The sequence below is a fragment of the Micromonospora sp. NBC_00421 genome (assembly GCF_036017915.1).
In the GTDB taxonomy this organism is placed as follows: domain Bacteria; phylum Actinomycetota; class Actinomycetes; order Mycobacteriales; family Micromonosporaceae; genus Micromonospora.
In genome coordinates, this window is record NZ_CP107929.1 from 5,517,595 (window position 1) to 5,531,666 (window position 14,072).

General features: G+C 73.4%; 14 protein-coding genes. 10 read left to right on the forward strand and 4 right to left on the reverse strand.

The window, feature by feature from the left end; translation table 11 throughout:
- Positions 1 to 112: 112 nt before the first annotated feature.
- A complete protein-coding gene (locus OHQ87_RS23410) occupies positions 113 to 922 on the reverse strand; it encodes a hypothetical protein (RefSeq protein WP_328341184.1) in 810 nt (269 codons plus the stop codon).
- A gap of 157 nt (positions 923 to 1,079) precedes the next feature.
- Here OHQ87_RS23410 and OHQ87_RS23415 point away from each other — a divergent pair, with 157 nt between their 5' ends.
- Positions 1,080 to 2,174: an aminotransferase-like domain-containing protein gene (locus OHQ87_RS23415; protein WP_328341186.1), complete on the forward strand. Its 1,095-nt coding sequence runs from the start codon at positions 1,080 to 1,082 to the stop codon at positions 2,172 to 2,174.
- Positions 2,175 to 2,677: 503 nt separating this feature from the next.
- The gene (gene corA, locus OHQ87_RS23420) at positions 2,678 to 3,826 is read left to right on the forward strand and encodes a magnesium/cobalt transporter CorA (RefSeq protein WP_328341188.1); all 1,149 of its coding nucleotides are present in this window, start codon (positions 2,678 to 2,680) and stop codon (positions 3,824 to 3,826) included.
- 60 nt (positions 3,827 to 3,886) lie between these two features.
- Here corA and OHQ87_RS23425 read toward each other — a convergent pair whose 3' ends face one another.
- Together OHQ87_RS23425 and OHQ87_RS23430 are read right to left on the reverse strand one after the other, a co-directional pair.
- Complete coding sequence (locus OHQ87_RS23425; RefSeq protein WP_328341190.1) at positions 3,887 to 4,792, reverse strand: polysaccharide deacetylase family protein; 906 nt, start codon at positions 4,790 to 4,792, stop codon at positions 3,887 to 3,889.
- Positions 4,793 to 5,004: 212 nt separating this feature from the next.
- A complete protein-coding gene (locus OHQ87_RS23430; RefSeq protein WP_328341192.1) occupies positions 5,005 to 5,883 on the reverse strand; it encodes a hypothetical protein in 879 nt (292 codons plus the stop codon).
- 84 nt (positions 5,884 to 5,967) lie between these two features.
- On the opposite strand from OHQ87_RS23430, the gene OHQ87_RS23435 reads away from it, so the two are divergent.
- Both OHQ87_RS23435 and OHQ87_RS23440 read left to right on the forward strand, forming a co-directional pair.
- Positions 5,968 to 6,498 carry a peptidylprolyl isomerase gene (locus OHQ87_RS23435; RefSeq protein WP_328341194.1) on the forward strand — a complete coding sequence of 177 codons (531 nt, stop codon included), beginning with the start codon at positions 5,968 to 5,970 and terminating at the stop codon, positions 6,496 to 6,498.
- A gap of 27 nt (positions 6,499 to 6,525) precedes the next feature.
- Entirely contained in the window at positions 6,526 to 7,473 is a 948-nt protein-coding gene (locus tag OHQ87_RS23440) for a rhomboid family intramembrane serine protease (protein ID WP_328341196.1), read from the forward strand.
- Between the two features lie 52 nt (positions 7,474 to 7,525).
- On the opposite strand, the gene OHQ87_RS23445 is transcribed toward OHQ87_RS23440, so the two are convergent.
- Complete coding sequence (locus OHQ87_RS23445; RefSeq protein ID WP_328341198.1) at positions 7,526 to 7,951, reverse strand: PH domain-containing protein; 426 nt, start codon at positions 7,949 to 7,951, stop codon at positions 7,526 to 7,528.
- A gap of 136 nt (positions 7,952 to 8,087) precedes the next feature.
- On the opposite strand from OHQ87_RS23445, the gene OHQ87_RS23450 reads away from it, so the two are divergent.
- From OHQ87_RS23450 to OHQ87_RS23475, 6 genes are all read left to right on the forward strand, one after another.
- On the forward strand, positions 8,088 to 9,260 hold the full coding sequence (locus OHQ87_RS23450) for a thiolase family protein (RefSeq protein WP_328341200.1): 1,173 nt from the start codon (positions 8,088 to 8,090) through the stop codon (positions 9,258 to 9,260).
- A 41-nt stretch (positions 9,261 to 9,301) separates the two neighbouring features.
- Positions 9,302 to 9,394, forward strand: coding sequence for a DUF3072 domain-containing protein (locus tag OHQ87_RS23455; protein WP_328348964.1), 93 nt, complete (start codon positions 9,302 to 9,304; stop codon positions 9,392 to 9,394).
- Between the two features lie 576 nt (positions 9,395 to 9,970).
- Positions 9,971 to 11,155, forward strand: coding sequence for a phosphotransferase (locus OHQ87_RS23460; protein WP_328341202.1), 1,185 nt, complete (start codon positions 9,971 to 9,973; stop codon positions 11,153 to 11,155).
- 200 nt (positions 11,156 to 11,355) lie between these two features.
- Positions 11,356 to 11,856 (forward strand): hypothetical protein, encoded by a 501-nt coding sequence (locus tag OHQ87_RS23465; protein WP_328341204.1) that lies wholly within the window; start codon positions 11,356 to 11,358, stop codon positions 11,854 to 11,856.
- A 68-nt stretch (positions 11,857 to 11,924) separates the two neighbouring features.
- On the forward strand, positions 11,925 to 12,620 hold the full coding sequence (locus tag OHQ87_RS23470; RefSeq protein ID WP_328341206.1) for a response regulator transcription factor: 696 nt from the start codon (positions 11,925 to 11,927) through the stop codon (positions 12,618 to 12,620).
- On the forward strand, positions 12,613 to 14,037 hold the full coding sequence (locus tag OHQ87_RS23475) for a sensor histidine kinase (RefSeq protein WP_328341208.1): 1,425 nt from the start codon (positions 12,613 to 12,615) through the stop codon (positions 14,035 to 14,037). Before OHQ87_RS23470 ends, OHQ87_RS23475 begins: the two co-directional genes overlap by 8 nt.
- Positions 14,038 to 14,072 lie beyond the last annotated feature (35 nt).

The following is a 14,072-nucleotide window of genomic DNA, read 5'->3' on the forward strand; positions in this document are numbered from 1 at the left end:
ACTCCAGGTCACCTTTGCGGGTCACCGTTCCAGGTCACCGTGGAGGATAGCCCCGCGTCACCGGGCACCCGCCGCCAACCGGGAGTTCAGCCGGGCAGGGCGGGTCGGTGGCTCAGCCGGGCAGGGCGGCCAGGTCGGCGAGCACGCCCAGCCGCTCGTCGGCGGTCAACGTCGCGTACGGGCCGGCCGCCCGACGGTCGGTCTCCAGCTCGATGGCCCGCCGCTCCGGCCCGTCCGACAGCTCCCCGACGCTTGTCGCGGTGTGCCCGGCGGCGGTCCACGCGGCGGCGTGCGCGTCCGCCCGGTGGTAACGCAGCGTGCCGATCCGGTTGAGCAGCAGCACCCCCGACGGGGTGCCGTCCGGCTCGTACGGCGGGGCCATCGCGGCGAACGCCGGCCCCGGTTCGGCAGCCGGCTCACCGGCCAGCAGCACCGCGTACGCCAGCACCCGGCCGCACGCCTCGACCAGCCGGTGCACCCGGTCGTCGTGCCCGGCCCACAGCTCCTCGGTCACCTCGGCGTGCACCTGGTAGAGCTCGGTGAGGAAGTCGACGCCCCGCTCGGTGGCGGTGAAGCCGCCGTCCGACCGGCGGGCGATCATGCCGTGCGCGACCTGCTTGTCGAGCGCCCGCTGGCAGGTCGCCGGGTCGCGGTAGCGGTTGACCGCCGCGAAGCCGGCCCGGTCGACGACGCCCCCCGGCGCGGCGAGCCGGGTGCGGAACTCCACCAGGAAACCGGTGGCGGCCGGTCCGCCGTACCGCTGGCTCAACTCGGCGCCGCCACCGTCGCGGCCGGCGAGCATCCCGGCCACGAACGCCCGCTCGACCGCCGGGGCGACCAGACCGGCGAACCGGTGCGGCGCGAGCTCGACGCCATCGTCCACGATCAACGCGCCGGCGCAGCGGAGGGGCTCGGTGGGCACACTTCGACAGTAGCGAGCGCCGACCGCCCGCGCCGATGTCCGGTCCTGTCCCGACCTGCACCGGGGTCGACCGGTTCCGCCCGGCGGTCGTGCCCGCATGTTGAACTTGGCGTGTATGCCGGCCGGAGCGCCCCGGCCAGGCCCTAGGCTCGTGCGCATGACCGCCGAGCAGCTGATCTCGTTCGCCCGTGGCGCGCCCTCGCTGGACATCGTGGATGTCGAGGGGCTCAAGGCCGCCGCCGTCCGTGCCTTCGACGCCGACCCCGCCGGGGTCACCGCGTACGGCACCTCCGTCGGTTACCCGCCCCTGCGGAAGTGGATCGCCGAGAAGCACGGCGTCGAGGCGGATCAGGTGCTCGTCACCAACGGCTCGCTCCAGGCCGACGCGTTCCTCTTCGACCACCTGGTCCGGCGCGGCGACGCCGTGGTGGTGGAGCGGCCCACGTACGACCGGACCCTGCTCAACCTCCAGCGGATGGGCGGCGAGATCCACGGCGTGGGCATCGAGCCGGACGGTCTGGACACCGCCGAGCTGCGCAAGCTGCTGGAATCCGGGGTACGCCCCCGGCTGGCCCACGTGATCCCCAACTACCAGAACCCGGCCGGGGTGACCCTCTCCCTGGACAAGCGGCGGGAGTTGCTCGACCTCGCCGCCGAGTACGGCTTCACCATCTTCGAGGACGACCCGTACGCCGACATCCGGTTCCGGGGTGAGCCGCTGCCGTCGATGCTGTCGATGGACACCCGGGGCGTGGTGGTGCACGCGTCAAGCTTCACCAAGACCGTCTGCCCCGGGGTCCGGGTCGGTTACCTGGTCGGGCCGGCGAGCCTGATCGCGGACATCGCCAAGTCGGCGACCAGCCTCTACATCTCGCCGGGCATGGTGGCGCAGGCGATCGTGCACCAGTTCTGCGTCTCCGGTGACGTCCAGCGGTCCATCGCCACGGTGTCGTCGGCGCTGGGCGAGCGGGCCGGGGTGCTGGCCGAGTCGCTGCGCCGGCACCTGCCCGAGGTGACCTTCGTCGAGCCGGACGGCGGCTACTTCCTCTGGGTGGAGTTCCCGGACGACGTGGACGTGGACCGGCTGGCCCCGGCCGCCGCCGAGCGGGGCGTCGCCGTGGTCAAGGGCAGCGACTTCATGGTCGACGGCGGGCGGCACGCGCTGCGGCTGGCGTTCTCCGCGGTGACCGCGGACCGGATCGACGAGGGCGTCCGTCGGCTGGCGGACGCGGTGGCAGCCGTCCGCGGCTGACAATATCTGTCGGGTTTCCGACAAAAGTACGGCGTCGGCCGGTCGAGGGCTCGCCTCGACCGGCCCGGCGACCCACAATGCTGCGAGCGTCGCTCACGTTCGACCGGTGACCAGCCCCACCGCCGCCGGGCGGACGACGACGCCGCAGCTTTACCCCCCGCCCCAACGGTGCCGGGTGGGTCGGGTCGCCCCCTCACCCCCTGAACGCGGCCCGACCCGCCCGGTACCACCACCCGGTCGACCTCCCCGGCTGCCGCCCCGCCCGGACCGGCGCAACCGCCCCGCTCCCGGCCGACGCGGGCCGGTCCCGGCCGATGCGCCCCGCTCCCGGCCGACCGGTCCCGGATGGAACGCGCAGCCGTCCGCTCGCCGTGACCAGGATCACGCCCGTCGACCCTCCGCCGCCCGTCCGGCACCGGAGGTCACCGATCGTCCGAGGGTCGCACGGGCCGGTGGCGGCGTAGCCTGCAAGCCGCAGCAGCACACCCGGGAGGGGGAACGCCATGACGGACCGGGCGGAACGGGAGCGGTCGGCGACACTCCACGGCGGCCGGGTGCTGAATCCCCGCGCCTGGGTCTCACCGGTCCGGGCGATGTCGCGCATCCTCAACGCCGACGGCTCCCCGCGTAACCCCGCCCCCGTCGGCCCCGGGCGCAGCGGGGTGGTGGACTGCGGCCTCTACGTCGACGGCGAACGCCGCCCCGGCCAGTGGCACTACGCCGAGGCGCTGGCCGCCGCCCGCGACGAGCGCGACGGGTTCGTCTGGCTCGGGCTGCACGAACCGGAGCTGGCCGAGATGACCGCCATCGCCGAGACGTACGGGTTGCACGAGTTGGCCGTCGAGGACGCGGTGAAGGCCCAGCAGCGGCCCAAGCTGGAGCGCTTCGGCGAGGTCAGCTTCCTGGTGCTACGGACCGCCCGGTACTGCGAGCACACCGAGCTGACCGAGACCTCCGAGGTGGTCGAGACCGGCCAGGTGATGCTCTTCATCGGCCCGAACTTCCTGATCAGCGTCCGGCACGGGGACGCCTGCCGGTTGGCGCCGGTCCGGGCCGACCTGGAGGCCAAGCGGGACCTCCTGCGACACGGGCCGTGGGCGGTGGCGTACGCGATCACCGACCGGGTGGTGGACCTCTACCTGGAGGTGGCCGACCAGCTTGAGGACGACCTCGACGTGCTCGAAGCGGACGTCTTCGACCGGCAGAGCAGCGGGCGGATCCAGCGGATCTACCAGATGAAGCGTGAGCTGGTGGAGTTCAAGCGGGCGGTGATCCCGCTGCAACGGCCGCTGATGACGCTTACCGCGCAGGTGCACCGGGAGGTGCCGCAGGAGGTACGGCGCTACTTCCGCGACGTGCAGGACCACCTCAGCCGCACCGTCGAGCAGGTCAACTCCTACGACGACCTGCTCAACTCGATCCTCCAGGCCCGGCTGGCGCAGGTCACCGTCGACCAGAACAACGACATGCGCAAGATCGCCGCCTGGGCCGCCATCGCCGCGGTCTGGACCGCGTTCGCCGGGGTCTACGGCATGAACTTCGAGAACATGCCCGAGCTGAAATGGACGTACGGCTATCCGGGGGTGCTCGCGCTGATGCTCGCCATCTCGCTGGCGCTGTACCGGTGGTTCCGGCGCAACGGCTGGCTCTGACCGCCGCTCGGCCGGCCGGGCCGCACCCCCGGTGGTCCGCTCGGCCGGGCCGGTGGCCGCTCAGCCGGCCGGTGTGGCTGCCGGGTTCGCCGCCGCCAGCAGCTCGGAGACGGTGACGAACTCGAAGCCCCGCCGCCGCAGACCGGTGATCATCGCGGCCAGCCCCCGGATCGCCACCAGCCGGTCGGCTGGCCCGGTGTCGTGGGCGAGCAGGATGGTGCCCGGGTCACAGGAGTCGACCACGTAGTCGACCAGGCCGTCCGGATTCTGGGTGAACCGGGATTCGAGCATCTGCCGGTTCCAGAGGACCACCTGGTAGCCGAGGTCGTTGGCGGCGAGCAGGGTGCTGCCGGCCAGGTGCCCGTACGGCGGGCGGAGCAGGGTGGGCTCCCGGCCGCAGAGCCGGGTCAGCTCGTTGTGCGCCCGGCCGATCGCGGCACAGGCCTGCTCGTAGGTCATCTTCGCCAGGTCCTGGTGGTCCCAGGTGTGGTTGCCGATCTCGTGCCGGTCCAGCCGGTGGGTCACCAGGCGGCCGTACTCGCGGGCCCGGCGACCGACCATGAAGAAGGTGGCCGGGGTGTCGGTCTCCTCGAGGATCGACAGCACCCGTGGGGTCCAGTTCGGCGCCGGACCGTCGTCGAAGGTGAGCGCGATCAGCCGGCGGGTGGTGTCCACACTCCACACCACGTCGACCCGGGAGGACTTCGGCGGGGTACGCCGGTCGCCGTGCACGGTGGCCGCGTACCCGCCGTAGACGGGCAGTTTGTTGCCGGCGGTGGCCTCGGCGTACCCGAACTCGCCGGTCATGGCCACCCCCGCACCGGCCAGCGCGGCAGCGGTGCCGGAGAGGATCCGCCGCCGGGACACGGCCCGGTCCCGCCCGGCCGCCGGGGCACGGCCCGGCTCCGCGGGGGCACGGACCGGCTCGGGGTCCGGGAGATCCGGGTCGGTGGTCGGCGTCTGCATAGTCAGCACTGTAGGAGCCGGACGCCCTCCGGACGATCCCATAAGCTCCGGCTTAAACCCGCATGTGCCGGTAGCTCCGGGGGCCGGGCCCTACCGAAAGACCCGGGCCGTCACACGTCGGCGGCGCGGGACGACCCGTGGGTCGTCTCCGCGCCGCCGACGAGGGTACGCAGATCAGCGCCGGGTGCAGGTCAGCGCCGCCCGGGTGCAGGTCAGCGCCGCGTGCTGGACTTCGCGGCGGCCCGTCCGGCCTCGATCGCCTTGCCGAGGTCGTCGGCCGGTCGGCCGGAGACGTCGGTGGCACCCTCGGCGACCGAGGGAACCTTGTCGTCCGGGTGGATCACCGGCTTGCCGGTCGACGTGTCGGCGGCCACGGCGGAACTGCCGACACCGGTGGACGGCGTCGCCGAACCGGTCGGCGTGGACCCGCTCGCCGAGGGGGTCTCCACCACCAGGATGTCGACCCCGTCCCGGGCGGACTCGACGTCGGCCGTGGCCCGGACACCGGATGCGCCAATTCCACCGGCGGTGTTCTCGGTGCCGGAGGCACGGGCGGCGGGGGTGGTGTCGATGCCGTGGGTCGGGTCGTACTCGGCCCATTCCTGCTGCTCGCGGCGGCGGCGCATGGCCATCGCCCCGGCCACCCCGGCCACCGTACCGGCGACCAGCAGGCCGGCCATCATGCCGCGCGACGTCCGCTTCTTCTTCCGGGCCTTCGGGCTCTTCGCCTTGATCTTCTTGCTCACCGCGGCCTGCCTGGCGGCGGCGGCCTTCTTACCTGCCACCGCCTTGCCGGCGGCCTCGGCCTGGGCGTTGCGCACCGCCAGGGCGACCGGGGCGAGCGCCGCGACAGTCGACGCGAGCCCGCTGGAAGCCCGGTCCCGCACCACGACCGCGGTCGGCGCGACGGCCCCCCGGGCCGCCTGGACCCGTGGGCCGACAGTGGCGCCGGCACCCTTCGCCGCGTGCGTGGCAGCCTGCTTCAGGTGACCGATGCCCTGGTGCAGCTCCACCTTTGCCAGCTGCCCCTGGGTCTTGCGCCGCCCGATTCCAAACACGGTCCCACCTCCTGGGAGTTGTTCCTTCGTCATCCTCCACCTTCGGATGCCTCCGCAATGCCAGATCGGGCACATGGGAGGATCCGCATGGAACTGACCAACGAGTGAGGAGTACCCGTGGCCGAGGCTATCTACGCCACCTTGCACACCAACGCTGGCCCGATCCGGCTGGAACTCTTCGGCAATCACGCTCCGAAGACGGTTCGTAACTTCGTCGACCTGGCCGAGGGCAACAAGGAGTACACCGACCCCCGCACCGGGCAGCCGGGCAACGGGCCGTACTACGACGGCACCATCTCGCACCGGGTGATCAGCGGCTTCATGGTCCAGATGGGCGACCCGACCGGCACCGGCCGGGGTGGTCCCGGTTACACGTTCGCCGACGAGTTCCACCCCGAGCTGCGCTTCGACCGGCCGTACCTGCTGGCGATGGCGAACGCCGGGCCGGGCACCAACGGTTCGCAGTTCTTCATCACCGTCGGGGCGACCCCGCACCTGAACAACCGGCACACCATCTTCGGCCAGGTGGCCGACGAGCAGTCGGCGAAGGTGGTCGACTCGATCGCGAACACCCCGACCGGCCCGAGCGACCGACCGCTGCAGGACGTGGTGATCGAGCGGGTCGAGATCGAGCGCACCGGAGCCTGATCGCGCCCGCGAGGTACCTTTGCACGCATGACTGAACGCTCCGGGCCGGCCGGCGACGCCACCGGCGGGTCGGTGCCGACCACCCCGGTCTGCTACCGCCACCCCGACCGGGAGACGTACCTCAGGTGCTCCCGATGCGACCGGCCGATCTGTCCGGAGTGCATGCGGGACGCCCCCGTCGGCCACCAGTGCCCGGAGTGCGTGAACGAGGGACGCCGCAGCGTACGGCCGGCGCGTACCGCCTTCGGTGGTGGTGCCGCCGGCCGTCGCGGCGTGGTCACCCGCACCCTGATCGCGCTGAACGTGCTGGTGATGATCGTCTCGGTGCTCAGCGACCGGGGCGGCGACTCGATGATCGGCGGGTCCGGCTTCGGCGGCCTGCTCGGTGGCGGCACCCCGCTGACCCAGTGGGGCTCGGTGCTCAGCTACGCGTCGTACGTGCCGTTCGGCGAGGCGCACGGGGTCGCCTCCGGCGAGTGGTACCGACTCGTCACCGCGATGTTCCTGCACTACGGCCTGGTGCACCTGCTGCTCAACATGTGGGCGCTCTGGGTGCTGGGGCGGGAGTTGGAGGCCCTGCTCGGGCCGCTGCGCTTCCTCACCCTCTATCTGGTGGCCGGGCTCGGCGGCAACGTCGCTGCATACCTGTTCAGCAGCCCCAACACCGCATCGGCCGGTGCCTCCACGGCGATCTTCGGGCTGTTCGCGGCGATCTTCGTGCTGATGCGCCGGCTGGGCCGGGACACCTCGGCGATCCTGCCGATCCTGGTGATCAACCTGATCTTCACCTTCACCGTCCCGGGCATCTCCATCCCGGGCCACGTCGGCGGGCTGGTCGTCGGGGCGCTGATGGCGCTCGTGCTGGCGTACGCCCCCCGGATGCGGCGCTCGGTCTTCCAGGCGGCCGGCACGGCGGTCATCCTGGTGGCGCTGCTCGGCCTGGTGATCGTCCGCACCGTCATGCTGCTCGGCTGATCCACGGATCACGGCCGGGGCGGCCCGCCGCGCCACCCGGCTGAGCCACGGATCACGGACGGGCGGCCCGGACCTCCTCGGCCACCTCGGTCGGCGACGCGCCCAGGTCGGCCCGGCCGAGCAGGTGCAGGGTCTCGCCGGCGTCGATCTCCAGCGTCTCTCCGGTCAGCCCGAACCGGGTCCGCCGGTCCACGGTGACCGCCTCCACCGCGTCCCACGGCAGGTGACGCCGCCCGGCGTACCCCCGGACGACGGTGATGCCGCTGGCGTCGACCGCGAGGCGGACCGGGGCGACCAGGTCGCGTACCGCCCAGCCGGCCAGGCCCACGGCGGCGGCGACGGCCAGCGCCAGTTGGACCGGGTCGCCGGCGGCGAGCAGCAGCCCGAGGGCGACCAGACCGAGCGCACCGGCCAGCTTCACCGCCGGGAGGGCCGGAGGGACCCGCCACTGGCGGGCCGGAGACGATGGTGGATGCACCACCCCAGCATGCCAGCCGGAACCGTCCGGCCCCGGTGACCGGACGACCCACCGATCGACGGCACGGTCGAGGGCATGGGGGTGCGGGACGATCCGCCGGTAGTATCGACACAGCCGAGGTTACCGGGGAGTAGTCATGAGTGACGCAGTCATCGTCGGTGCGGTACGCACCCCGGTCGGGCGACGCAAGGGCGGCCTGGCCGAGGTCCACCCGGTCGACCTCTCGGCGCACGTGCTGCGCGCCCTCGCCAACCGGACCGGCATCGACCCCGGCCAGGTCGACGACGTGATCTGGGGCTGCGTGTCCCAGGTCGGCGAGCAGTCCTGGAACATCGCCCGCAACGGCGTGCTCGCCGCCGGCTGGCCCGAGTCGGTGCCCGGCACCACCCTCGACAGGCAGTGCGGCTCCAGCCAGCAGGCCCTGCACTTCGCCGCCGCGACGGTCCTCTCCGGTCAGGCCGACCTGGTGGTGGCAGGTGGCGTCGAGTCGATGACCCGGGTGCCGATGGGGGCCAGCGTCGGCGACGGCATGCCGTTCAGCACCCAGCTCCGCGCACGTTACCGGGGCGTCGAAGGATTCGCCGACGACCAACCGCTCCCGTTCAACCAGGGGGTCGGCGCCGAGCTGATCGCCGCCCGCTGGCGCTTCTCCCGTGCCCAGCTCGACGAGTTCGCGCTGGCCAGTCACGAGAAGGCCGCCGCCGCGCAGGACGCTGGGGCGTTCGACCCCGAGCTGGCCCCGGTACCACTGCCCGACGGCGGCACGTTCACCACCGATGAGGGCATCCGCCGGGACACCTCCCTCTCGGTGCTCGGTGGGCTGAAGACCCCGTTCCGCGCCGACGGCGTGGTCACCGCCGGGTCCGCGTCGCAGATCTCCGACGGGGCCGCCGCGCTCGCCGTCACCACCGCCGAGTGGGCCGGCCGGCACGGCCTGCGCCCGTTGGCCCGGGTACACACCGCCGTGGTCGCCGCCGACGATCCGGTCACCATGCTCACCGCCCCCATCCCGGCCACCGCGAAGGCGCTGCGCCGCGCCGGCCTGGGCATCGAGGAGATCGGCGTGTACGAGGTGAACGAGGCGTTCGCCCCGGTGCCGCTGGCCTGGCTGGCCGAGACCGAGGCCGACCCGGAGCGGCTGAACCCGCGCGGCGGCGCTATCGCGCTGGGCCACCCGCTCGGCGCGTCCGGTGCCCGGATCATGACGACGATGCTCCAGCACATGCGGGACAACGACATCCGGTACGGCCTGCAGACCATGTGCGAGGGCGGCGGCATGGCCAACGCCACCATCCTCGAACTTCTCTAGCCCTCCACCCAGCCCGGCCCTAGCCCAACCCACCTGGGGCGATCAAGGACCCGGAACAGTGGGTGACTGCGGACGAGCCGCCGACCGCCGCCCAGGAGTCGCCGGCGCGCTCCACCCGGCCGCCCGAGCGGTAACCCCACCCGCCCGCACCGCCCGCGCCACCCTGCCCAATCACCCCGCCCAACCACCCGCCTGATCACCCCGCCCGGTCACCTCGCTCAGCCCCCACCCCGCCCGATCACCTCACCCGGTCACCTCGCTCAGCCCCCACCCCGCCCGATCACCTCACCCGGTCACCGCAGAGCTGGCCCGCCCAGCCCCGCGATGGGCCGCACAGCCCGATCGCCGCGGGACTGACCCAGAGAGCAAGATCATCACAGTTGGGGCAATGTAGCGGCATTCAGATAGCTTGATACCACTACACCGCACCCACCGTGCATCGACCTCGGTGCCGGCACCGCCAATCCGATCGAGGCCCCCACCCCCACCCCACCCCCACCCCCACCCCGTTCCACCCCCCGTCCTCGTCGATCATGAAGTTGTGGTGCCTCCAATAAGCCTTGAAGTATGGAATTCGCCCACCACGACTCCATGATCGACGAGGACGGGTGGGGGTGGGGCGCGGGGGGAACGCGGGCGGGCGCGGGGGGCGGGCGCGGGGGGCGGAAATGGCGGGTGTGGGAGGGGGTGGGTGGCTTACCCTGCGCTGCGTGACGATTACCTCCGTGGCCGCCAGCTGGACCGACCCGCAGTGGCGGTCCGACGCGCTCGACTGGGTGAGCGGGCAGCTCGACAGGCACGGCCGCCGGGTCACCGGCCCGGTCGAGCCCCGGATCCGCCCCTGGTCGCTGGTGTGGCGGGTGCCCACCGACACCGGGCCGTACTGGTTCAAGGCGAACAACCCCGGTACGGCGTACGAGGCGGCGCTCCTGGTCGAGCTGGCCCGGCGTGCTCCCGGTCGGGTGCTCGAGCCGGTGGCCGTGGACTCCGGCCGGGGCTGGTCGCTGCTGCCCGATGGTGGCCCGTCCCTGCGTGACCTGGCCGAACCCGATTCCGGTCGCTGGGCCGACGTGCTCGCGACGTACGCCGCACTCCAGCGGGCGGTGGCCCCGACGGCGGACGAGCTCGTCGCGCTCGGCGTACCAGACCAGCGACCGGCGGTCATGCCGGGCCTCCTCGCCGACCTGCTCGACGACCGGGCCGCCCTGCTTCTCGCCCCGGAGAACAGGCCGCACGCCGCGGACGAACCGCACGCCGAGGGCGGGCAACACCCCGAGGGCGGGCAACACCCCGAGGGCGGGCAACACCCCGAGGGCGGGCAACACCCCGAGGGCGGGCAACACCCCGAGGGCGGGCAACACCCCGAGGGCGGGCAGCACACCGAGGGCGGGCAGCACACCGAGGGTGACGGCGGCGACGAGCGGATGGACGTGGCTACCCACGACCGGTTACGGGCCTACCTGCCGCGCTTCGCCGAGGACTGCCGGCGACTCGCCGACAGTGGCATCCCGGCCACCGTGCAGCACGACGACCTGCACGACGGGAACGTGTTCGCCACCGGCGACGGATACCGCTTCTTCGACTGGGGGGACGCCTCCGTCGCCCACCCGTTCGGCACCCTGCTGGTGACCCTGCGCTCGGTGGCCCACACGTACTCGTTGGCCGAGGGTGATCCGGTGCTGCTCCGGCTGCGCGACGCCTATCTGGAGCCGTGGACCGACCGGCACGACCGGGCCGCCCTGCGGGAGATCGCCGGCCTGGCCGTGCGGGTGGCCACGGTGGGCCGGGCGCTGTCCTGGCGGCGGGCCCTGGACACCACCGACCCGAGCCGCACCGGCTACGCCAGCGCCGTGCCCGGCTGGCTCGGTGAGCTGTTCGCGCCCATGCCCGTCTGACCGAGCGCCGGGGCAGACACCGATCATCGCCGGGTAAGGCGGCGATCATCGGCGGTTCAGGTGTCGATCACCGGCGGGTCGGGAGGCGATCACCGCGGGGTCGGGCGGGAGGACGCACCTCCGGTGCGACCCGGGCGGGTGGAATATCCAAAAGTCGACAGTGACCCATGTCACCCCTGGTTACGGCTCGTTGGCCGAGTATGGACGTCTTCTCGCGCACCTTCCTCCCGGCCGCCGCCGAGACCGGGCTGGCGGTCCAGACGGTGAGCCGACACATGCCGGTCTTCCGGCAGTGTGTCGGGTCGGGTGACGCCACCGTCCTGGTCGCCCGGTGCGCCCGCCCCGACCGGCCGGTCGGCGGGGAGTACCTTCTCCTGCTCACCCACCGCCGGTTGGTGGTCACCCAGCAGACCCGGGTGCTGCACCGGTTGCGTCTGCACCTGAACACCGAGCTGCGTGAGCTGAGCAACGTCACCTGGAGCCCCGACGCCCGGGCGCAGGCGGTGGAGCTGGCCGCCACCGCGATCGACGGGGTGCGCGAGCGGTTCGTCATCCGTACCCAGCACCCGAAGCAGGTGTGGCAGCTCGACACGCTGCTGCACCACGCGTTCCGGACCCGGCTACGCAAGCCCGAGGAGCGGGTCGTCGCCACCATCGGTGACGCCCCGGCCGTCGCGCCGCACCCACTGCCGGTCCGCTGACCGCATCCTTACCTGACCCGAACACCGTCGCACGTCCCGCCCGACCCCGGGTCGGTCATCATGGGCCGGTGACCGTCGACGCCGCCCCGCAGCGCGGGCTCGTCCTCGTGGTGGAGGACGAGCCGGCCATCGCCGACCTGGTCCGGCTCTATCTCAGCCGGGACGGGTTCGGCGTACACCTGGAACGGGACGGCACGGCCGGGTTGGCCGCCGCCCGCCGGCTGCGACCGGTGGCCTGCGTACTCGACATCACCCTGCCCGGTCTGGCCGGCACCGAGATCTGCCGCCGGCTACGCGAGGCCGGCGACTGGACCCCGGTCATCTTCCTCACCGCCCGCGACGACGAGGTCGACCGGATCGTCGGCCTGGAACTGGGCGCGGACGACTACGTCACCAAGCCGTTCAGCCCCCGGGAGCTGGTCGCCCGGGTCCGGGCGGTGCTGCGGCGCACCGCCGGCGCACCGGACGGTGTGGACCGACCGCGCACGGTCGGCCCGGTCATCCTCGACCCGGGCCGCCGCACGGTGCTCTCGGCCGGCGTCCCCGTGCAGCTCACCTCCACCGAGTTCGACCTGCTCGCCCACCTGATGGCCCGCCCCGGCCGGGTCTTCACCCGGGAGGAGCTGCTGGCCGGCGTCTGGGGATACGCGGCACACGGCGGCACCCGTACCGTGGACGTGCACGTCGCCCAGGTCCGGGCCAAGCTCGGCCCGGCCAGCGTGATCCGCACGCACCGGGGCGTCGGATACGCCGCCGATGGCTGACCCCGCCGCCCGGCCGCGACGCCGTCGGCCGCGCCGCCGGTTCACCCACACGCTGACCGCCCGCGCGGTCCTGGTCACCTGCGCGGTGGCGCTGGTTTCGGTGCTGGTCACCGCGCTGGTCGCGGTCCCCCTGGCGGTACGCGGGGTGGAGCGCCGCGACCAGGCCGCGCTGGCCGCCCAGGCCCGCCTCGCCGCCGACGTGCTCCGGGTACGCCCCAGCCGCCAGCGCGACGCGGCAGGCGACCGGCTGATCCGCCAGCTCCAGGAACAACAGATCGAGGTGTACGTCGTCCAGGGCGGGCTGGCCGACCGCACCGGCCTGCCCCGGCAGGTGGTGAACCGGATCTCCGCCGGCCGGGACGTCTCCGGTCGACGGTTCGTCAACGGCCAGCGGACCCTGGTCGAGGGGCGGGCGCTGCCCGGCGGGGACGGGGTGGTGCTGACCCGGGCCACCCCACAGGGACCGTGGCGGCAGGTGCTGCGCGCCCTCTGGCTGCCGCTGTTGGCGGGGCTCGCCGCCGGGGTGGCCGCCGGGCTGCTGCTCGCCCGCCGGTTGGCCCGGCCGATCCGGCACGCCGCCACCGCCGCCGCCCGGCTGCGCGCCGGTGACCGGGCGGTCCGGGTGCCCGTCGAACCCCCCGACGAGGTCGCCGACCTGGCGTACGCGTTGAACGGGTTGGCCGCCGCGTTGGCCACCAGCGAGGGTCGACAGCGGGAGTTCCTGCTCTCCGTCTCGCACGAGTTGCGTACCCCGTTGACAGCGATCCGGGGTTGGGCAGAGGCGCTCGCCGACGGGGTGATCGACGCGGACCAGGTCTCCGCCACCGGCCGGACCATGCTCACCGAGGCGCAGCACCTGGACCGGCTGGTCGCCGACCTGTTGGCGTTGGCCCGCCTGGAGGCGGTGGACTTCCCGCTGGAACCGGTGCCGGTGGACCTCACCCGGTTGGCCGTCGACGCCGAGCGGACCTGGGCGGAGCGGTGCGCGGCCGTCGGGGTGCCGTTCCGGCTGGAGACGCCGGGCACGGCGGTGCCGGCGTACACCGATCCGGGACGGATCCGGCAGGTGCTGGACGGGCTGTTGGAGAACGCGCTGCGGGTCGTACCGCCGGGGGCGCCGGTGGTGCTCGCGGTCCGGGCGGCCGGTGCCGGGCCGGCCGCCGGTGGGCTGGTCGAGGTCCGCGACGGCGGACCCGGCCTCACCGACGACGACCTGACGGTGGCCTTCGAGCGTGGCGCGCTGCACCAGCGGTACCAGGGGGTACGCAAGGTGGGCAGCGGGTTGGGGCTGGCGCTGGCCGCCGGGCTGGTACGCCGGCTCGGCGGCCAGATCGTCGCCGGGCACGCCGCCGAGGGCGGGGCCGCGTTCACCGTCCGGCTCCCCGCTGGTCCTTACCTGACCCGAACGTCGGCCTGACCCCGCGCCCATCCCGCTGCGCGACGCTTGTGGCA